Source organism: Cytobacillus dafuensis, from assembly GCF_007995155.1.
GTDB lineage: Bacteria > Bacillota > Bacilli > Bacillales > Cytobacillaceae > Cytobacillus > Cytobacillus dafuensis.
In genome coordinates, this window is record NZ_CP042593.1 from 4,156,092 (window position 1) to 4,175,881 (window position 19,790).

Genomic DNA, 19,790 nt, shown 5'->3' on the forward strand with positions numbered 1-19,790 from the left:
GTTAATCAAATTTGCTAAAAAAAAGAGTACTAGCAATAAAGAAATACCGTACGACTTTTTCGTACGGTATTTCTTTATAATGGCATAATGTTTAAATTGATGTCTGTTCCTTTTTATTCCTTAATGCTTCAGGAATATAGACACAGAACGGTTCACTTTCTAAATAATCACCAGTTACTGCATAAGATCTTGAACGAGAACCACCACAGACAAAGCGATACTCACAAACTCCGCACTTACCTTTATAGTTATCCGGATCACGTAATTCTTTGAAAATCTTAGACTCTCGGTAAATTTCTTTTAATGGTGTTTCTTTAATATTTCCGGCTTTAATTGGAAGGAGCCCACTTGGGTACACATCACCTGTATGTGAAACGAAAGCAAAGCCATTTCCATCATTTACACCTCGAGGAGCACGTTTTAAGCCATCCACCATAAATGCCATGTCTTTTGTAATCGTATCCTCGTAGCGAATATTTTCTTTGCTTAAAGCCTTTTCACGTACCTTTTCTTGCAGAACTACTCGACGATAATGCTGAGAAGCAGTTGTTTTAATATCATAAGGAGATGTTTTGCTTAATTGATACAACCAGCGGAAAACTTTTTCATGCTCAGCAGGTGTAATACAATCCTTCATTTGTCCTCTTCCAGTCGGAACTAGAGTGAAAACATACCACACAACTGCCTTTAGTTCCTTCACCAACTCAGCCATTTCTTCAAGATGATCATAATTGTAACGATTAATGACTGTATTGATTTGATGAGACATATTCAGCTCGTTTAAATACTTTATCTTTTCAACTGTCAAATCAAATGAACCTGGAGTTCCGCGAAAGAAATCATGAATTTCAGGTGTTGGACCATCTAGGCTAAATCCCCATCTTGATAATCCTACTTCTTTAGCCATGATCATTTTTTCCTTAGTTACATTAGGAGTAGCACTTGGAGTCATCGAAACTCGCATCCCTTTTTTCACAGCATAGTCTGCAAGCTTATAAAGATCCTCCCTCATCATACAATCCCCGCCTGTAAACACTAGCATTGGATTATTCATTTCGTAGATTTGATCAATTAGCTTAATTCCCTCTTCATGTGATAATTCATCTGGATGTGGTGTTGTTTGCGCCTCAGCTCTACAGTGTACGCACTTTAGCTGACACGCTCTCGTCGTTTCCCAAATAACGATAAATGGATTTTCATTATAGTCAATAATTGGATGCATTTTTATCACCATACTTTATTTAATAATATTTATTAAATACTTATACAAGTAATATAATGCATCTTAATTGGACTTTTAATAGAGTTCACAAATTCTACTTACATGCCTTTGTACAGTGAAAATATTACAAATCTGAAATTACGGCTTGTAGTGCTGAAATTATGCTTTATGCTTCTTTCACATTTTGTAAAGAATGCGGCTACAAAGAGAACGTGAAAAGTGTCATTTTACGGAGTGTGGATGAATTCCGCCTTCTATTTCCAAAGAAGAATATTACTACTAATGCTATCCATGACTGGTGTATAGTGATTAAAGCTAAAAAAGTAATTTGGCGGATTCTTACGAACAATTTTAAAGTGATTGGGCAGTCACGATCTACCTATTTTGTTGATTTATAGGGAGATGTAGTTTAGGGAGAGAGAATTACCCCGGGTTACGGGAGGGGGGGTGGATGGAAATGGAAAATAATCTTTGATAGTTTCCAAATTTAAAGATATTCGCAGTAAAAATGGAAACAAGAGCGGCTTAGTTTCCCATTTTTTAAAAAAATCGTGGAAAAGTGGAAACAAAGCTTGGTTAGTTTCCACATTTAAAGATATCCGCGGAAAAAATGGAAACAAGAGCGGCTTAGTTTCCACTTTTTTAAAAAAATCGTGGAAAGCGGAAACAAAGCTTCGTTAGATTCCAAATTTAAAGATATTCGCGAAAAAGGTGGAAACAAAAGTCACTTAGATTCCCATTATATGTCAAATAAACATTTTGCACAGCTTATTTTTAAATCCATCCTTTATTTCTCGCCTTCTCAATTGCTTGCTGTCTCGTCGTAACCTCTAGCTTTTGGATGGCAGAAGACAAATAGTTTCTTACAGTACCATCTGTTAGAAACAACGCTTTAACAATTTCTCTCGTCGTCATCCCTTCCTTTGCAAGACGGAGTACTTCCATTTCCCGCTCTGTTAATGGATTTTCTTCTTTTAAGAATAGAGCTGCCGCTAAATCCGTACTTAGTACACGTTCACCCTTTGTTACTTTTCGAATAGCCTCAATTAAAAAATCAATCGGCTCATCTTTTAATAAATAGCCATCTACTTTCGCGTCAATTGCTTTTTGCAAATACCCTGGGCGAGCAAATGTCGTAACAATGATTACCTTTGTCGTCGAATTCTTAACTTGTTTAAGCTTCTCTGCTATTTCAAGTCCTGACATAAAAGGAATTTCAATATCTAATAGACACACATCTGGCTGATACTTCTCTATGGCTTCCCATGCTGCTTGACCGTCTACTGCTTCCGCAACGACTTCAATATCGTCTTCCAACTTTAATAATGAAGTCAGTGCCCCACGAAGCATTTTCTGATCTTCAGCAATCATAACTCTAATCACTTAGCTTTCTCCTCCCATTTAAATGAATTGGAGCCCTTAACGTGATCGTACTGCCACTTTGAGGATTTCCATTAACTTCAGCCTCCCCTTGAAGCATTTCCATCCGCTCCTTCATGGATTGTATCCCATTTCCATGTCCTTCCCTTACTTGCCCATTTCCGTCATCCGTAACTTGAATATAGTAGAGGCCGTTTTCATCAAATTGTGTAAGGGTACAACACTTGGCATTACTATGCTTAACAATATTCGTTATGGCCTCACGAACAGAGAGTGCCAGCATTGTTTCAGATACATTCGATAATAACGGCATCTGCTCCTGCTTCTTATGAATCATCACAATCCCAGCTGTTTGTAAAATTTTTTGTGATTGTTCGATTTCTTCTTCAAGTGAGACAAATTTCATATCTGATACGAGCTCCCGTACTTGTTTTAACGCAAAGCGTGAAGTATTTAATATATCATCTAACTCCTGCATTGCCTTGTTTGCATCTTTTTCAATTAACCTCTTCGTTAACTCGCTTTTCAGTTTTATCATGGTTAATGTTTGCCCGAGTGTATCATGTAAATCCCTGGCAATACGCTGTCTCTCCTTCTCTAAAATGAGCTGACCGTTTGCCATATCAAGTTCTTCTTGAAGAACATTTGCCTTTTCTTTTATAAAAATAACGATTGGCACTAACATTTGTACAATCATAAAAGGAAAATGAAGCGTTTTAGCGAACGAGAACGGACTCCCTTCCGTTATCAAGCTGACTAAAACATGCATTGCTGCAATTCCTATTATCCCAAACGCGATATATACCTTCCGCCTTGCTCTTCCCAGTAAATCAGCGAAAATAAAGCCGTATAGTATAATCCATTTATCTACATAAACAGCTAATAGCACGAGAACTATACAGCCAACGAAACTGGCAGCCGGAAGCCGCCAATCCCTATGCCATAAGCAGACGTAGAAACAAAGTAAATACAAAACAACTAATAGAAGCAGCCATGGAAGCTCGATCACTCCGTCTGTAATGCTAACTTTATAAATTAAGAAAACAACAGCAATCACATCGATCAGCAAATATTTTTGAATCTGATCAGTTGGATAAAGCTTTTTTAGCATCACGATGAACCCCTTTTTCAAAAGAAAGTATTCCAAAAGCTCTTGCGCTTTTCTTACTTCCAGATCATTATTTATTCCCTACTAATCTCGAAGTATATCTCCTTGCTGTTTCCATTGGACCGAACTGATAATGCTTCAGCCAAAAATTCGCAAAAACGATCTGGAATGCACTAATGGATAACCAAATAAGAACAATCATCACAGAATCTACTTTGCCGCCAAGTCCGAAACCCCAGCCATAAAAAATGATGGTTGAGATAAAATTTTGAAACACATAACAGCTGAGTGACATCTTTCCAACATTCTCAAGCTTGCTCCAAAGCCAAAACTTTTGAGTTCTCTCTACTATTTTAGCAATAAATGCTAAATAACCTAAAGATAATATTGGTGCAAATAGGTAGCGGACAGGAAAATCAAAAATGCCCCCTGGCACAAAAATTAGCAAGTTTAATGGAATACCTACAAATAAACCTAATTTAAACAATTTTTCCCGCTGTTTCTTACCGTTTTCATCTGGAGAAAAAACTCCCGATCTCATGAGTCGAACACCAAGCAAAAAGAGAAATATATTCATAGGGATTACAAAAATGACTTCTGTCCGCAATAGTACAAAATTGAATAAACGATATTGTACCTGCTCAATCCAGCTTCCATTTTGATAAAGTAATGCAACATCTTTCATATCGCCTAATGATAGATTCGCACCTGAGAAGCCAAGAACAATTCCTAGCACTAAAAGCAAGAGCATAAATCCGCCGTGAAGTCCGCCAATAATCTTCATCGCTCTTGCAATAACGCGATCTCCGCCTTTTACAATAAAGGAAACAATGATCGCCGTTACCCCGTAGCTCATTAATATATCGTATTCCATGACTAGGGTGAAATGAATAAAGCCTTCCATCATTAAGATAAAGGAAGTCCATAAATAAACCCCTGGCCAAGCATTCCCTTTTCTTAGAGCCTGCTGATATTTTAATTCGAGCCCCACTCCAAACATGATTGTTAATAAACCAAGCAGCTTTCCATTCACTAAGAATAATACAAAAATCCTGACGAAATCTTGAAACGACTCCCACCACGCATAATGATCATAAGTGAAGATATATGACAGATCTCCTAAGTGAGCAAATATCCAAATATTTGTACCAAGTGTCCCTAAGACGGCAAATCCTCTTAAAATATCAAGCAAGCGAATTCGATCGTTGTTTCCTTTCATAGAATATCCATTCCCTTTCCATATGAGATACCTTTATTCTAGCGTTGGAAATAAACGACCGGAATTCACACTTATCAGCAGTTTTTTATGACAGGTGTCATATGATGAAATCCACTTTTTAGGCTCTCACTGTGACCGCTTTCCTTCTTTCTTCTCGTTTACGGTAACGATTATCGTTCAGCATAAATCAACAAGGTTTATTAACAAAGCCGAGTAAAAAACCGGACCTGCTCCTTATAAGTAAGTCCGGTTTAGGTAATGTTCCTTAGTTTCATCAGCATTATCGTCGAAATAAGTGAATCCACTTATTCAGTCAATACCTCTAGCTGGTGATAAAGCTCCTCACGCTCCGCTTCCAATTTTTCTTTTTCGTGGTATAGCTTCTGCAATTCTTGCAAATCTTGTTGCTCGTTAAGCCGATTCTCAATGGAGAATAAATTCGATTCAACCTCTGCTATCCTGGTTTCTAACTGTACCAAATCAAGCTTTGGTCTATCTTTACCCTCTTTTATCAGGACTTTGGCCTTCACTTTTTCAACAGATTGTGGTGGTAATTTTCTCTGCTGAATCTGCTGCATCCTTCCTTTTGCCCAATCGTAATTTCCATCAAAGGAGTGAACTTGCTTCGAGTCAATCCAATAGATTTTTTCGAATAGTCGATTTAGGAAATAGCGATCATGGGAAACAGCAATAATGGTGCCATTATAATCCTCAAGTACTTCCTCCAGCACTTCCCTTGATTCAATATCCAAATGATTCGTTGGTTCATCTAAAATTAATAGGTTCATATCCTGATGCATGAGCTGAGCCAGGCGAAGCCGCATTCGCTCTCCCCCGCTAAGCTGCGAAACCTTTCGGAAAACCATATAGCCGTAAAATAAAAACCTTGCCAAAATATGTCTAGCTTCTCCTTCCGTTACCTTCACTTCATTCCGAAAAGCTTCAATAACTGTTTCTTCTTTAGCATCTGAAAAAATATGCTGGGAAAGGTAGCCGATTTTCACATTGCTCCCTAGCCTTACTTCTCCCTCATTGGCTCTGATTTGCTGAAGAAGGATTTTTAACAGTGTCGACTTGCCTGAACCATTCTCCCCGACGATCGCAACACGCTGCTGATACGTAACATGCATGTTAACAGAATGGAATAAATGCTGATCACCAAAAGCCATAGAGACTCCCTTTAAGAGGGCAACATCCTTACCGCTGCGATCAGTTGATTCCATTTCTAGTCCCATTTTCTTGCGATTCAAATTGGGTCGGCTTAGTTCTTCCATTCTTTCCAACGCTCTTTCCATGTTCCGTGCTCGTTTGTGCAGTCCTTCATTCGGTGGATTTGCGCGATTCGCCCATTCTCTGAGGCGCTTGATCGCTTCTTTCATTTTTTTAATTTTCTTTTGCTGTTCTTCATAAGCCTGAAACTCACGAAGCAATCTTTCTTCTTTTTCCTTCACAAATCCTGTAAAGTTCGTTTGATAGCATTGAATTTCTCCGTCCTCTAAATCGTATATTTTATTAACGACCTCGTCTAAAAAGTAGCGATCATGAGAAACAACAACAACCGTACCATTATAATCTTTCAGAAATCCCCCAAGCCATTCAACGGCCATTAAATCCAAATGATTGGTCGGCTCGTCTAATAATAAAAAGTCAGGGTTCTTCAATAAAATAAGAGCTAAACCTACCTTTGTCTTTTCTCCGCCGCTCAACTTGCCAAATGGCTTTTCAAGTAAATCACTAATTTGCAGCCCATTCACAATCCTTTCGATATTAGCCTCTATTTCATACCCACCTTTTATAGCAAATTGATCTTGAAAATCCCCATACTGTTCAATCAATATTTGAAGCTGATCGGAATCCTGCTCACTTCCCATTTCTTCTTCTAATTGCTTCATTTTTTTATCCATTTCTAAAAGGCTTGAGAACGCTGTTTGTAATACCAATTTTGTCGTGATTTCATTTGAATAGTTTGGAATTTGGGCAAGATACCCGATTTCCGTTCCCTTCTTCCAATGAACCTGCCCAGCGTCCGGCTCTTCAGCTCCCGCCAATAATCGAAACAAAGTCGTTTTCCCGCCGCCATTTCGACCGACCAAACCAACACGATCCTTCTCATGAATTTCAAATGAGATATTTTCAAAAATTAAGTTTCCACCGTACATTTTTCCAATATGATTAACGCTGCATGCGATCATTATTTTTTCCTCCTTGTTTATCAACATGACTAATTCAATTTTTTTAAAATAGGGCTCTGTTAAACGTTGTTGTTGATTTCCGCTGCAGGCACTCGCTTTCCGCGGGCGGTCGGGGAAGCCTCCTCGTCGCTAACGCTCCTGCGGGGTCTCCCCTGGACACGCATTTCCCGCAGGAGTCTCGCGCCTTCCGCTACAATCAACAAGTGTAAATATCAACATTAAGCTTTAACACTGCCTAAATTAAAAAAAGCCATAGGAAGACACTTCTTCCCATGGCTTGCACGAATGAATAATTATGACGCAGATTTCAGCGGATTGGGTGTTTACTTCCACTGCAAATAGCAATCACATTATTGTCCAATAAAATAGGAGAGCATGAAAAGCCCTCCTAAATCCGTACATATAAAATGTGGGTTAGAGATGAGTTCACTGCTTGATTTTTGCTATGAAATTGCTAAAAAAGGGCATACTTATCCCGTTAACAGCGAATCCAGCAAAAATCGCACGGTAAATGTAAATGAATTCCATCCAAAATCCGCGCATTAAAACAGCTTGACTCATCACTTCCCCACCTCCATTTCCTAATAATTATTAATATTTTAATATGTTCAAAATTAATTTTCAAGTAAAAATACACATTTGTATGTAATGACGAATAAGGGGTAGCACCAACAAAACGCGAATTTCGTACGCTAAGCAACATTTCATAAAGAAAAAGCCGATTTCTTGTTGTAGCTTTGGAATAAAGCTTAATCAAAAGTATTCCGCAAAAACTCATTCTGGGGCAAATAAAAAGAATCCATTTTGAAAAGGTTTGATCAAAATGGATTCTTACCTAGCAGATTTAAGTTTAGTTTTTATAAATAAGTTTAATTATTTTTCTATTCCACTGTTTGTACAAATGTGCTGTTAGGGCAAAAAAGGTCGCTTAATTACAAGCTCCCTTAAACGCAAGTTACCTTTAGGTGAATTACTAACTCAGGTCAATTCCTTTAAAAGAATACTCTCTTACCACCTTACAAATCTGCATGTTATATTGGCTGTACCACATTTCTTTTCCTTTTTGTTGTGCTACTTGATGCGTCGTATTAGCTTTCCATTTTTGAATTGCTTCTAAAGATTCCCAATAAGAAATTGTAACACCATAACCTTCGCTATTTCTTACGCTCTCAATCCTAATAAATCCAGGTTGTGTTTTTACTAGTTCTACCAAGTTGTCTGACATACTTTCATATCTTTCTGAATTGTGCTCTGTTCTTTGAGAAGTAAATATAGCTACATAATAGGTCTTCATTGTGTTACCTCCTTGAGTTGTCATAAATCATTGTAAGCGACAAACACTTCAAATATAATCGAAATATGGAATGCAGAAAGGTTGACGAAAATGAGTATAAATCCACATGTGGCGGAAATCGCCTTTCTCCTTGGAGAAAAGTCACGGGCAACAATTCTAATAAGTTTAATGGATGGCCGGTTTCATACAGCCAGTGAATTAGCTTATATGGCTGCAATAACACCTCAAACAGCCAGTTTTCATCTTTCTAAATTAATAGAAGCTAGCCTTGTTAACGTTGATAAACAAGGACGCCATCGCTATTATCAGCTAGCTAATGAAGAAGTTGCACGCATTTTAGAATCTTTTCTTGCGATTTCTCCACCTCCTGAAGTGCGTTCGTTAAAACAATCTAGTCAAGTAAAATTGCTTCGAGAAGCTAGAACTTGCTATGACCACTTAGCAGGAAAATTAGGAGTCGGCTTAACCGAATCAATGTTGAATACTGGTTATTTGGAAAAAGAAGAAAGAAACTTTGTAGTAACACCTAAAGGAGAACAGTTCTTTACTGATTTCGGCATTGATTTAGATCAATTAAAAAGAAAGCGACGATCATTTTCTCATGCATGTTTAGACTGGAGTGAGCGTCATCATCATCTTGCCGGTGCTTTAGGAAATGAGCTGATGAAACGCTTTTTTGATTTAAGTTGGATAGTTCAAGTTCCATCTATTCGAGCTGTAAAAGTCACAGATAAAGGAAAAGTAGGTTTTAAACAACATTTCAACATAAATATATAAAGTGAAACTTCCATCAGTGGGGGGTTTTTTCATCCCCCACTGATGGTTAGTTGCGGCCCACAGGAAGTGGGTCACGCAGACGTTGCCACACGATGTGGCGCTTTTAGTCTGTGTTCATTTTATGGGCTTTTACGGGCAGTTGTCCCCCACCTATCTTCCTCGCTTCTCTCTCAATCTTGAAGTGGGGGTCTTACTGCCCGTTAATGCGGGATAAAATTTTAAATTCAAATAACACTTACATTTGAATAAGGGGCTATTTTTAATTCTTCGTAATCTAAAATAATCAAATTTTATTTAAAAGAAACAATAAAACGCCTTTATTGACCAGTCGGTACAAAAGGTGTATTCTACTAATGTTATCTTAAAATGAGAGGAGAATAAGATTGAATAATCGTGGCAGACCCAGAGAGTTTAATTATTCCTCAATTGTAGATGTTGCAATGAAAACATTTTGGATAAGAGGATATGAGGGGTGTTCTACACAAAATTTATGCAGTGATACAGGACTTGGAAAAGGAAGTTTATACAATACTTTCGGTAGTAAACATGAACTGTATAAACAAGTATTAGAACGCTACCATGAAATTGGGATTAGGGAACAAAGGAAATTGTTAGATACTCCAATTCCAGTTAAAGAACGATTAAGTAATTTTTTTGAATGGGCATTGAAAGAAGACTTTGAGAATATTGATCAAAAAGGATGTTTATTGATTAATGCCAGTATAGAACGTGCTAAAAACGATTTAATGGTACAAGAAATTTTCACAAAACATGTTGAGCTTCTTAAACAAGCTATTGAAACTGTGATGGAGGAAGGATTGCAAACAGGTGAAATTTCAAAGAATCAATCAGCTGAAGAATTAGCTAGTCTGTTTTTAAGCAGTTATTACGGATTCCGTGTTCTTAATGTATCGATGCAAAATCAGATGTTAGCTGAACAGGTTATCAAAGGAACAATGGAGTCCATTTTTGGCGCTTAGTGCGCTCTTTTTTCGCACTATTTTTGTACCAATCATTACAATAATGATAAGGAGTGTTTTTATGCCATCGATTATTTATTTATTAGCTTTAGCAATCTTTTGTATGACTACATCAGAATTTATGGTTGCAGGTATGATGAACGAACTTGCTTTTGTATTTCAGGTTTCTATATCGTCTATTGGGTATTTAATTACAGCTTATGCAGGAGCAATGGTCATAGGAGGTCCCCTTGTGACCGCAACTCTCACTCTCCTACGAGTGCGCAGTAAACAAGCATTATTGTTTTTAATGTTTATATTTTTAATTGGTCAATCACTCGGAGCTATTGCTTGGAACTATGATATTATGATGATTTCACGTATTATAACTGGTATCGCTTCAGCTTCTGCTTTTGGAGTTGCGATTTCCTTTTCTGCAGCATTGGTTCACTCTGATTCAAGGGGAAAAGCTGCATCAATTGTACTTGCAGGTTTAATGATTGCAACTGTCTTAGGATTACCTATAACAACCTTTATTTCGCAATATTATGGCTGGCGTATTAGCTTTGGGGCTGTTTCTGTTCTTGTTCTAGTATCAGGAATAATGATCCAATGGTTGTTACCATCATCTTCAAATAAAGAGCAATTAAATTGGAAAGACGAACTTCAGCGATTTAAAAATTTTCATCTTTGGGCAGCGTACGTAACAAGTATGTTTATTATTGGAGGTACGTTTGCAGCATTTAGTTATTTCACTCCTATCTTTACAAACGTTACAGGCTTTTCAAGCGCAAGTATTCCATATTTACTTGCTCTCTATGGTAGTGCGACGGTAATTGGGAATATAATAATTGGCAAGTTCGCTGATAAATTTACAATGAAAATACTTATGGGTGGATTAATTATATTAATCGTAGCGTTGTCTTTATTTGCTTTAGGTGCAGAGAATAGATACATTGCGGTTATTTCTACGATTTTTATTGGTTTAACTGGTGTAGCATTGAATCCGGCTATGGTTGCGAGGGTAATGAAAACAGCTGGTAATGGAACAATGATAAATACCGTTCATAGTTCTTTTATTACGCTGGGTATTGTTATTGGTTCGTCACTAGGTGGTCTTGGAATCAGTAAAGGATATGGTTTTGTATCTCCGCTGTGGATTGGATCTTGTTTAGCTATCCTTGGGGTAATTTCATTATTACCATATTTATATAAGAGAAAGACGGATTAAGTGGTTTAAAGTGTCTTTACATCTTTATTCCCTTTTCGCTAAATTTACTTTTTGATTATGCGTTGATAATGATAGTTTTTTGCTAGGTATCTAGTCAACAATCCGGTAGCTATATTATTCTTATAAAGAAAGCATCTTTCTTGTTAGCTTAGATTACAATTGTAATCAAACTTTGTTGTTAAAATGAATTATATAGAAAAACGTAGCCTCTTATTTTGATTAATCTTTTTTCAAAATAAAAGGGCTTATTCTATTACAAAATCAACGTTCGTAACACTTTCCTAATCAAACTTTGTTTTAAACCAACACCTAACGTTGTTTTTTATAAAAATTCTAAAAAGAGATTTAAAAAGTTTCTTATAGGAAAATAAAGGGCGATTTTAATAAATTCCGTAATATTTCCAATTATCATAATTAAAAAATTTTAGATTCCCACCTGAATCCTTAGGATCAATTGGATTGTTGTTATATTTCCTATATAAAGTGAAACTTCCATCAGTGGGGGTTTTTTCATCCCCCACTTAGGTTTCTTTAATTCTCTCGCAACCTTGAAGTGGGGGGTCTTACTGCCCGTTAATCTGCGATAAACCTCCTTCAGTCAATTTTTATTTCACGCTTAGACTGATTTATTTATATGTAAAGTATTTTTAACTAGATTATTTTTCTGTTGAAAATTTCTATTTACAAGATAGATACCACTAATAATAAACAAGCCACCAATTATAATTGAAGGATATAACTTCTCCCCTAATAATAACCAACCAGATAATACACCGAAGAAAGGTGCCAAAAACAGAAAAGCACTTGTTTTTCCTGGATCCCCCTTTTGTAGAAGGTAATACCAGACAGCAAATTGAACAATAGAAGACATAATACTTAACCATAATAAAATGAACAATGAATTAACATTCAAAATGAAGTACGGCTTTTCAAGAATAAAGCTAGCAAGTAAAAGTAGTAATCCACCAAAAAACATCTGATAAGCGGATAGAACCCAAGTATCGAAAGACGTTCCCCATTTTTTAACTAATAATGTTGAAATTGCCCAAAAAACAGCTGAAAGAATTCCAAAAAGAATGCCAATATTAAATTCAATTTGTGCTCCCATTGTAATAACTACCCCTACTAACCCTAAAAGAACACCAATCCATTGATAAAGTTTATAGCGTGCTTGTAAAAAGATGGTGCTGAATACAACAACAAGTAAAGGATTAGAAAATGTAAGAATTGAGGATTCACTAGCTGTAATGGTTCGTAAACTCAAGAAAATCCCCCCCATAACACCAGCTGTTTGGAAAGTACCAATAATAAACATCTTTATCCACTGTCCTTTAGATGTTGGGTGAGGTCTTTTTAACATGATAACGATTGCTGCCATTATGAATCCGGCAAGTATGAAACGCAATGCTGCTAATAACAACGGGGATGAATAAGACAAACCTATTTTACCTACAGCAAAAGAAGAGCCCATTAAAAATGTTGTTAAGAGTATTAATATTATAAATTTGAAATTATTCATTTTTTACCTCCTCACATTTCGTAGTGACTAATATGTAAATATTATAAATTCTGAATGTTTCAGCCGTTATCGAAATATGGAATGCAAATGTAGATAAATTAAATATGTGAAGATTTAATTTGCAATAGTTGTGAACGTGAATATCATCGCTCTTAACATGCATAGATTGATTACGGAAAAATGGGAAAAAGAACAAATCAATAGAGAAATACACATTAAAGAATGTAAATTAGAAGTGTTGAAAGAGCTATTGAAATGATGATGTTTTACGGCTAGCTCATTCTATTCGAGAAGGTAAAGTATTGAGTGCATTGATTATGGAGAATTTAGGGTCTTATACCCATCAAAATAAAGTAGCCAAGGCACTAAGAGAAATAGGAAGAATTGAGAAAACAATTTTCATTTTAGATTATCTTTCAGATAAAACAATGCGTAGACGTATTCAACGAGGATTGAATAAAGGAGAAGCCATGAATGCACTTGCTCGAGCTATTTTCTTTGGGAAACATGGTGAATTCCGAGAAAGAGCGCTACAAGATCAACTTCAAAGAAGTAGTGCAGTAAACCTCTTAATTAATACAATTAGTGTGTGGAATACTGTTTATTTAAGTGAAGCAATAAACGTTTTGAAGAAAAAAGAACAATTTGATGAAGAATTATTAAGACATATTTCTCCATTAGGATGGGAACACATTAACTTTCTAGGAGAATACCGATTTAATAAAAAAGAAATTGCACCATTAGACTCTCTACGACCACTACAGATGACTTAACAATAAGAAGCCGATTACTCCCTTAGCGTACAGGAAATCGGCTTTTTCTTTATGAAATGTTGCTTAGCGTACGAAATTCGCGTTTTGTTGGTGCTACCCCAATAAATAAAAAATAAAAAACCCTCCCTCTTCAAATCTCTCAAAATAAGGGAGGATATTTTTATTATTGAATATGTTAAACTTCCTGGTTAATTTCCGCTGCAGGCACTTGCTTTCCGATCCGATCACAACAAATTTGCATTATCAACACTGAGCTTTAACACAACCTTATTATTAAATAAGACTTACAATCCGCTTCTTCTTCCATGACCATCGATAATACGAGTATTGTAAAGCTAGGGTCACGATAAAGGCAGCAGGGTAGCCGATCCATATCCCTTTTATTCCAAGAGTTGTGTAGGTTGAAAGCAAGTATGCCACTGGTACTTCAACAAGCCAGATGGGTATAATGCTTAAAATAGTTGGCCATAAGACCGTTCCGCTTGCACGCATAGTAGATGTTAGGATATACGAATGCCCAATAATTAAGTAGCTCCAAAGCGTAATCATTAATAAGCTTTGGGCAATATTAATCGTATCCTTACTTGTAATAAACAAGCCTAATATATTTTTCGAAAAGATATAGATGACAATAATTAAGATTCCACTAATAACATAGTTAAGAAAAACACCTGTCTTTATTACTTGCTTTAACCGATCAAGCTGATTGGCACCAATAGATTGTGCAGCAAAGACAGAGACAGCAATACTTAGACTAATTGCTGGCATTTGCACATAGCTTGCTACTTGATTAACGACCCCATATGCTGCCGTCGCATCAGAACCATACCGATTTACAAATGAAATAACCGCAATTTCTGATAGCGAAAGAAGAATCATGCTAATACTCGCTGGAATCCCAAGACGGAGCAGCAATTTTAGCAACCCTCTATCCATCCGAAGGTACTGACGAATCGACGCATCCAACTGAAGCGGATGCTTTACTTTATGCAAGTAAACTATCATGATAATAAATGTTAAGAATGTCGAGAGTATGGATGCATATGCAGCACCATAGACACCGAGTTTTGGCAATCCTATCCATCCAAAGACTAATGGAGGTAAAAAAGCTAAGTTGAGCACAGTACTGACAATAAGAAAATAAAAAGGTGTTTTTGAATCACCTGTCCCACGCATAAAAGTCGTGTATACAGAGTACAAAAACAAAACTGGCAAGGACCAGAACAAAATTCTAGCGTAGTGAGCACTTACTTCAATAATGTTATCAGGTGTCCCAATTAAGCGAAGGATATCCATCGTGAAAATTCCACCAATCACTGCCAATAAAATACCCAGTAAAAAAGTGAATGTCAGTGTTGTCCCCACAACTGCCTTTAACCGCTCTTCATTTCTTGCCCCGAATGCTTGACCTATTAATATTGAACTTCCAGATCCAATTCCGATTGCAAAAGAGATTAGTAGAAAAAATAAAGGGAAAAATGCCGAAATAGCAGCTAGTTCATTTACACCAAGCCATCGTCCAACAATGACCATTCCAAAAAGCTGACCAATTGATTGCAGAATATTACTGAGGAGCAGAGGAATTAAAAATAGAAGCATCGGTCGTAATACATGCGATTGACTTCCTCCCTTCCCCAGTGAACTCGTAAATTCATTCGCTTTATTTTGTGTAGATTCCAAGTTTTATCTCTCCTTTTAGCGGGACTTTTCCTAATTATATCCGCGCTCTCCATAAGGCTGCAGCTGATTCAACCACTTCTCTTCCAGCTTCTTCAGCTCACGTTTCTCATCAAAAAAGCCTTCTTTTTTCTTTTTCAGCACTTCTAGAATCTCAAAGACAAAGGCATCCTTTCCAAATTGGTTCCATTCCTCCTGAAGCCTTTTATTTGTATCTGTACCCATCTCTAAGCTAAATTTTTTTCCTTTTAATGTCCTTGTATTTCTCGTACTTCCAACAAATAATTTTCCATTTTGTGTGTTTTTTATCTGATAGACGCCAGCTTCCACTTCCGTTTCTTTATAAAGCTGCTTTAGTTCTTTTTTTCTATCCATGATTCTACCTGCTTTCTTTTATTATTTTTTCAGCCAATATTGACTCCCGTCAGGCTTTCGATCTAAAAATCCATATTCAATCAAATATCGTCTCAGCAATACATAGTCATGATACGATTCTTTTAAAATCTGATTCATTTCCTTTTCGGTGTAGATTCTGCCATCTTCAAAATGATCAGCAATGGCTCGAAGGACAATCAGCTTATGCTTTTGCTTTAGAGGAAAAGTGTTCAATTGCCCATTCGTCCCATCAGGAAAATACTTTAACAATAATTCCTCGTTTTCTTCCTCTGTCACATTGTAGCGGTCATCGACCATCCTTGCTGTTTTATGAATATCAATAAAGGTGGGAGCATGCTGATCCTTCTCCTTCAAAAGCTCCATCATTGTCAAAAACAACTTAGCTTGGCGCTCTTTTTCTTTTAGAACAAAGCGATGATTTCGAATCGTGGAAGCACTCCCGATTCCCATTTCCTCTTGAATATCTACATCACTTTTCCCTTCGTAAAAAAGGCGGAGAAGACGATTCTGATGATCCGTAAGGCCTGTAAGCTTTTTATCAAGATCAATTAAGTAAGAAAAAACAGATTGATGGGTAATTTCAATATGAAGTCGCATATACTTTTCTGACTCATAAAAAACACCTTCTTCTTGATAGACAATCCCTTTTTCTATTTGCTTTCCGCATAGCAGGCACATATGAGAATTCTCATCTTGAATATACCCGCGTTTCAGCTCCTCTAAGGAAGCACTCCAAAAAAGCTCTGACAGCTTCATTATATAGTCACTCCATTTGTTTGTTTGGATTATTACAAACATATTATATTTTTGTTTATTAATTGTCAAACATAATTATATTACATCTAGGAAATTACTAATCTAAATCTACAAAATAATAACTCTCTAATACTTTTTTAAAGAGTCCGCTCGAGGAGGGTCTCCCCAAAAAGATACAAATTAAAGGGAAAATGTATACGCTGTTATAGCATCCCTTGTAGGTAGACATTTATCCCGCATTAACGGGCAGTAAAATGAACACAGACTAAAAGCGCCACATCGTGTGGCAACGTCTGCGTGACCCACTTCCTGTGGGCCGCCAACTAACCATCAGTGGGGGATGAAAGCCGACTAAGAACGCCACGTCCTGTGGCAACGTCGGCACTAGCACGTCCTGTGCGTCGAAAAACCCCCACTGATGGAAGTTTCACTTTATCTAGCTCAGAGACGCCTATTTGTATAAAAAAAGATTTAATTGATTGTTACTATCCACAGTTGCCAATATAACATTACTTATTTCAGCATTATGGTTTGTTTTTAATGTGGACAAAAGCCAATTCTCCTCCTTGCCTATTTGCTTCAATACATTTTGATCAACTCTTCCTTCTCTAACAACCGTTTTTGGGAAATCAAATGGTTCAGAGATGATATTCAAATCACTTCGAGTTATAGTTTGAAAGGCAGGACTCATGAAAAACGATATGGTTCCATCAGGTTCCCATAGCGCTAGTGAAATTTTTTTGATATCATCTATTTTTTCTTTTCTTGCAGCTGATAATAAATCGTCAACTGAGATTCTGGCTTTGGTCAAACTTCTAGACATGATTTGCCCATTTCGAATTAATGGGAAAGGCTCAGGAAGAACAATTCTTCTTAATTTTATTGACTTTAATGTGATAAAAACACTTGAAGCATATAAAATAACAAGCACGCTCATTGTAATCATAGACCCTTTAAGACCTAATTGTTCATCTGATAAAGGGTGGGCAATTAGGTTCCCAATGACTAAAGCGATGGCAAAATCAAGTAAACTTAATTGGGAAATGGATCGTTGTCCCATAACTTTTACAACGATAATCAAGAAGAAGTAAGCAACTAAGGCTCTTAAGATCCATTGCATGGCTGTAAGCGATTCCTGACTGTGAAAAAAATCCATTTACTCCTTCCCCCCGGTCATTTTAAATAAAGCAGCTATTGATAATATGTCCGGTAGAGCAGATTTCTAAAAAAAATCCGAGTCATCAATAAAGTGACTCGGATTTTGAACTATTTAAAAGGTAACGTCAACATCGCCATCATTCGAAGTGATGTCTAGCTTATTCTGAGAATTTGTCGTATTCGTAGCTTTTGTTTCAAATTGGTTATCATTTACTGTAATATCACCAAACTTATTTCGAATATTGTAGCTTAGATCGGACTTCTTATTTAATAGCTTAAGATTAACATCGCCAAAGCTTGAATGAATCGTGGAATTTCCTAAAAGCATACCTTGTATTTCGATATCCCCATCATTGCTTTTCATTGTGAGTCCCTCGCTAGTGAAATTTCGGAAGGTTATATCGCCAAACTTATTATTTAAGACGGTTGAAGCTGCGTTTATCGTATCAAATATCGCATCGCCATCGTTCATATCAATGTTTAAAACCTTAGTTGTCACTTTGCTGCTTGTAATATCGCCAAATCCATTTTCGATATTTAGTTCATTGGCTTGAACATCATTGAGGACAATATCTCCATCGTTCGAGTCGATTTTCAATTTATCCGTTATCACTCCATCTAATCGAGTATCACCAAATTTGTTTACTAAAGAGACATCTGAGAATTTAGTCTCTTTTGGAACATAAATCTTGATAACTGTTTCCGGGATGGATGAAAAGGTTAAATTCAAAAATAGTTTCGGACTGGACTTTGAATCATTATCTTCGAGCACAAGCGTGTCATTTTCTACTTCGTGTGTAATCTTCGTACTCTTCTGTCTTTCAATTTTTAATTTGTATTCATTAGAGGGAATGATTTCGATATCTGCATCTGTGAGATCACCCTTAATATTTGTAAATGCAGATAAAGGAAATTCCTCTATTTTTCTATCTTCAGGCCCTAAGACCTTAAAACCATCCAGCGTATTCGTAATGGAAAACCTAGCCCCTGCTGATAAGCCGATCACCGCAAGAAGGATACCTATCACAATCATGCAGCTGGCAATAATTGTGATTATTTTTCTAGATGATTTCATTTATTTCTCCTCCTTACGTCCGCGCGTTATTTTGTCAAAAAGCCTTTTCAGCCATTTAGCTAAGCTTAAGCTTGCACTCTTTGTGACAAGTACAAGCGGAGAGAATAGGAGAATCCCTATTCCAGAAGCGGTTAGTCCAATTCCTATGAAGAAAAGGGAAGTTTGCCAATGCTGTGTGATAACAGCGAACCCAGCTATTGCACTGATAATGCCTGAAAAGACTAAGGCAAAAATGACTGTAAAGAAAGTAAAAATAAATGCTCCAAACATGAGAACTAAAGCAAATACTAGGCTGATAATAAGAATAAGCAATGGCAGGGCAATAGGTGAAGCTAATATGGCAAGTATGATAAACCAAATAGCCGAAAAGCCTTTTTTCGTTGTACTTGCTTCGTTGTCCAATCCTTTTACAGCATATTCGGCTAAAATTTGTGATGCAACAAGAGAGGGAGAACCTAATTTTTTTATTATCTGTTCTGTATTTTCTTCTCCCGCTTCATCGAAGTATTCACCGTAAAAATCTAAGGCTGCGTCTACTTCATCATTCGGCAATTTTTTAAGTTTTTGCCGAAGCTCCTTTAAATACTCTTCTTTACTCACGATTTATTCCCCCTAATAGGACTGAATCAATTTTTTGTTTATACTCCAACCATTCTTCAAGCAGTTCTTCATACTTGGCACGACCGCTTTCGGTAATTCGATAATATCTCCGGTTTCTTCCTTGAAAGGGCTGATCATAGGTTGTTAAGTACTCTCCCTTTTGCAATCTGCGCAGGACAGGGTAAAGTGTCGATTCTGAAATATCCATAACCTCGCGTACTTGCTGAGTAAGGGAATATCCGTAAGCATCCTCCTTCGCTAATATAGCAAGAACACATGCATCAAGTAGAGCGGCTCCAAGCTGAAATGACATAGCTACACCTCCTAATATACGTATTATACTTCCACCTATATTATATAGCGTATAGTATTGGTTTTGATCATATTATATGTCGTATAATATGATGTGTCAACATGTATTAAGTAGGCGGTATGATTATTTTGAGAGGGTTGT

18 protein-coding genes and 1 pseudogene are annotated in these 19,790 nt (G+C 36.7%); 4 read left to right on the top strand and 15 right to left on the bottom strand.

The features are described 5' to 3' along the window. Window positions 1-91: 91 nt before the first annotated feature. From FSZ17_RS19895 to FSZ17_RS19920, 7 genes are all read right to left on the bottom strand, one after another. Complete coding sequence (locus FSZ17_RS19895) at window positions 92-1,222, bottom strand: TIGR04053 family radical SAM/SPASM domain-containing protein (RefSeq protein ID WP_057773604.1); 1,131 nt, start codon at window positions 1,220-1,222, stop codon at window positions 92-94. A gap of 774 nt (window positions 1,223-1,996) precedes the next feature. Beyond that, complete coding sequence (locus FSZ17_RS19900) at window positions 1,997-2,605, bottom strand: response regulator transcription factor (protein ID WP_057773608.1); 609 nt, start codon at window positions 2,603-2,605, stop codon at window positions 1,997-1,999. After that, window positions 2,598-3,713: a sensor histidine kinase gene (locus FSZ17_RS19905; RefSeq protein WP_057773610.1), complete on the bottom strand. Its 1,116-nt coding sequence runs from the start codon at window positions 3,711-3,713 to the stop codon at window positions 2,598-2,600. Before FSZ17_RS19905 ends, FSZ17_RS19900 begins: the two co-directional genes overlap by 8 nt. Before the next feature lie 67 nt (window positions 3,714-3,780). Further along, window positions 3,781-4,929, bottom strand: coding sequence for a DUF418 domain-containing protein (locus FSZ17_RS19910; protein WP_057773612.1), 1,149 nt, complete (start codon window positions 4,927-4,929; stop codon window positions 3,781-3,783). A gap of 305 nt (window positions 4,930-5,234) precedes the next feature. Further along, window positions 5,235-7,121: a ribosomal protection-like ABC-F family protein gene (abc-f, locus tag FSZ17_RS19915; RefSeq protein ID WP_057773614.1), complete on the bottom strand. Its 1,887-nt coding sequence runs from the start codon at window positions 7,119-7,121 to the stop codon at window positions 5,235-5,237. A gap of 426 nt (window positions 7,122-7,547) precedes the next feature. Further along, on the bottom strand, window positions 7,548-7,682 hold the full coding sequence (locus tag FSZ17_RS23980) for an RAxF-45 family protein (RefSeq protein ID WP_267128893.1): 135 nt from the start codon (window positions 7,680-7,682) through the stop codon (window positions 7,548-7,550). Window positions 7,683-8,094: 412 nt separating this feature from the next. Continuing rightward, window positions 8,095-8,415 (bottom strand): antibiotic biosynthesis monooxygenase family protein, encoded by a 321-nt coding sequence (locus tag FSZ17_RS19920; protein ID WP_057773616.1) that lies wholly within the window; start codon window positions 8,413-8,415, stop codon window positions 8,095-8,097. A 90-nt stretch (window positions 8,416-8,505) separates the two neighbouring features. On the opposite strand from FSZ17_RS19920, the gene FSZ17_RS19925 reads away from it, so the two are divergent. The 3 genes from FSZ17_RS19925 to FSZ17_RS19935 all read left to right on the top strand — a co-directional run bounded on the left by FSZ17_RS19925 (window position 8,506) and on the right by FSZ17_RS19935 (window position 11,382). Next, window positions 8,506-9,192: an ArsR/SmtB family transcription factor gene (locus FSZ17_RS19925; RefSeq protein ID WP_057773618.1), complete on the top strand. Its 687-nt coding sequence runs from the start codon at window positions 8,506-8,508 to the stop codon at window positions 9,190-9,192. Between the two features lie 383 nt (window positions 9,193-9,575). After that, window positions 9,576-10,172 carry a TetR/AcrR family transcriptional regulator gene (locus FSZ17_RS19930; protein ID WP_057773620.1) on the top strand — a complete coding sequence of 199 codons (597 nt, stop codon included), beginning with the start codon at window positions 9,576-9,578 and terminating at the stop codon, window positions 10,170-10,172. Window positions 10,173-10,233: 61 nt separating this feature from the next. Then, on the top strand, window positions 10,234-11,382 hold the full coding sequence (locus tag FSZ17_RS19935; protein ID WP_057773622.1) for an MFS transporter: 1,149 nt from the start codon (window positions 10,234-10,236) through the stop codon (window positions 11,380-11,382). 616 nt (window positions 11,383-11,998) lie between these two features. On the opposite strand, the gene FSZ17_RS19940 is transcribed toward FSZ17_RS19935, so the two are convergent. Next, window positions 11,999-12,901: a DMT family transporter gene (locus FSZ17_RS19940; protein ID WP_057773625.1), complete on the bottom strand. Its 903-nt coding sequence runs from the start codon at window positions 12,899-12,901 to the stop codon at window positions 11,999-12,001. A gap of 257 nt (window positions 12,902-13,158) precedes the next feature. Between FSZ17_RS19940 and FSZ17_RS19945 the strand changes: the two are divergent. After that, window positions 13,159-13,674, top strand: a pseudogene (locus FSZ17_RS19945) (Tn3 family transposase); the annotation flags it as partial. A gap of 273 nt (window positions 13,675-13,947) precedes the next feature. Here the strand turns inward: FSZ17_RS19945 and FSZ17_RS19950 are convergent. The 7 genes from FSZ17_RS19950 to FSZ17_RS19980 all read right to left on the bottom strand — a co-directional run bounded on the left by FSZ17_RS19950 (window position 13,948) and on the right by FSZ17_RS19980 (window position 19,649). Next, window positions 13,948-15,273 (bottom strand): MATE family efflux transporter, encoded by a 1,326-nt coding sequence (locus tag FSZ17_RS19950; RefSeq protein ID WP_082625312.1) that lies wholly within the window; start codon window positions 15,271-15,273, stop codon window positions 13,948-13,950. A gap of 111 nt (window positions 15,274-15,384) precedes the next feature. Then, complete coding sequence (locus tag FSZ17_RS19955; RefSeq protein ID WP_057773629.1) at window positions 15,385-15,726, bottom strand: GIY-YIG nuclease family protein; 342 nt, start codon at window positions 15,724-15,726, stop codon at window positions 15,385-15,387. 21 nt (window positions 15,727-15,747) lie between these two features. Beyond that, window positions 15,748-16,503, bottom strand: a complete 756-nt coding sequence (locus FSZ17_RS19960; protein WP_057773631.1) for a DUF2087 domain-containing protein — start codon at window positions 16,501-16,503, stop codon at window positions 15,748-15,750. Window positions 16,504-16,954: 451 nt separating this feature from the next. Next, the gene (locus tag FSZ17_RS19965) at window positions 16,955-17,659 is read right to left on the bottom strand and encodes a DUF421 domain-containing protein (RefSeq protein ID WP_057773633.1); all 705 of its coding nucleotides are present in this window, start codon (window positions 17,657-17,659) and stop codon (window positions 16,955-16,957) included. 114 nt (window positions 17,660-17,773) lie between these two features. Then, window positions 17,774-18,736, bottom strand: coding sequence for a DUF4097 family beta strand repeat-containing protein (locus FSZ17_RS19970; protein ID WP_057773635.1), 963 nt, complete (start codon window positions 18,734-18,736; stop codon window positions 17,774-17,776). After that, window positions 18,737-19,336, bottom strand: a complete 600-nt coding sequence (locus tag FSZ17_RS19975; RefSeq protein WP_057773637.1) for a DUF1700 domain-containing protein — start codon at window positions 19,334-19,336, stop codon at window positions 18,737-18,739. It abuts the gene before it with no gap. Next, window positions 19,329-19,649 carry a PadR family transcriptional regulator gene (locus FSZ17_RS19980; protein ID WP_057773639.1) on the bottom strand — a complete coding sequence of 107 codons (321 nt, stop codon included), beginning with the start codon at window positions 19,647-19,649 and terminating at the stop codon, window positions 19,329-19,331. Before FSZ17_RS19980 ends, FSZ17_RS19975 begins: the two co-directional genes overlap by 8 nt. Window positions 19,650-19,790: the final 141 nt, after the last annotated feature.

Coding starts and splice junctions, on each gene's coding strand:
- FSZ17_RS19895 (WP_057773604.1), bottom strand. CDS start 1,222: ATGCATCCAATTATTGACTATAATGAAAATCCATTTATCGTTATTTGG.
- FSZ17_RS19905 (WP_057773610.1), bottom strand. CDS start 3,713: ATGCTAAAAAAGCTTTATCCAACTGATCAGATTCAAAAATATTTGCTG.
- FSZ17_RS19910 (WP_057773612.1), bottom strand. CDS start 4,929: ATGAAAGGAAACAACGATCGAATTCGCTTGCTTGATATTTTAAGAGGA.
- abc-f (WP_057773614.1), bottom strand. CDS start 7,121: ATGATCGCATGCAGCGTTAATCATATTGGAAAAATGTACGGTGGAAAC.
- FSZ17_RS23980 (WP_267128893.1), bottom strand. CDS start 7,682: ATGAGTCAAGCTGTTTTAATGCGCGGATTTTGGATGGAATTCATTTAC.
- FSZ17_RS19920 (WP_057773616.1), bottom strand. CDS start 8,415: ATGAAGACCTATTATGTAGCTATATTTACTTCTCAAAGAACAGAGCAC.
- FSZ17_RS19925 (WP_057773618.1), top strand. CDS start 8,506: ATGAGTATAAATCCACATGTGGCGGAAATCGCCTTTCTCCTTGGAGAA.
- FSZ17_RS19935 (WP_057773622.1), top strand. CDS start 10,234: ATGCCATCGATTATTTATTTATTAGCTTTAGCAATCTTTTGTATGACT.
- FSZ17_RS19940 (WP_057773625.1), bottom strand. CDS start 12,901: ATGAATAATTTCAAATTTATAATATTAATACTCTTAACAACATTTTTA.
- FSZ17_RS19950 (WP_082625312.1), bottom strand. CDS start 15,273: ATGCTTCTATTTTTAATTCCTCTGCTCCTCAGTAATATTCTGCAATCA.
- FSZ17_RS19955 (WP_057773629.1), bottom strand. CDS start 15,726: ATGGATAGAAAAAAAGAACTAAAGCAGCTTTATAAAGAAACGGAAGTG.
- FSZ17_RS19960 (WP_057773631.1), bottom strand. CDS start 16,503: ATGAAGCTGTCAGAGCTTTTTTGGAGTGCTTCCTTAGAGGAGCTGAAA.
- FSZ17_RS19965 (WP_057773633.1), bottom strand. CDS start 17,659: ATGGATTTTTTTCACAGTCAGGAATCGCTTACAGCCATGCAATGGATC.
- FSZ17_RS19970 (WP_057773635.1), bottom strand. CDS start 18,736: ATGAAATCATCTAGAAAAATAATCACAATTATTGCCAGCTGCATGATT.
- FSZ17_RS19980 (WP_057773639.1), bottom strand. CDS start 19,649: ATGTCATTTCAGCTTGGAGCCGCTCTACTTGATGCATGTGTTCTTGCT.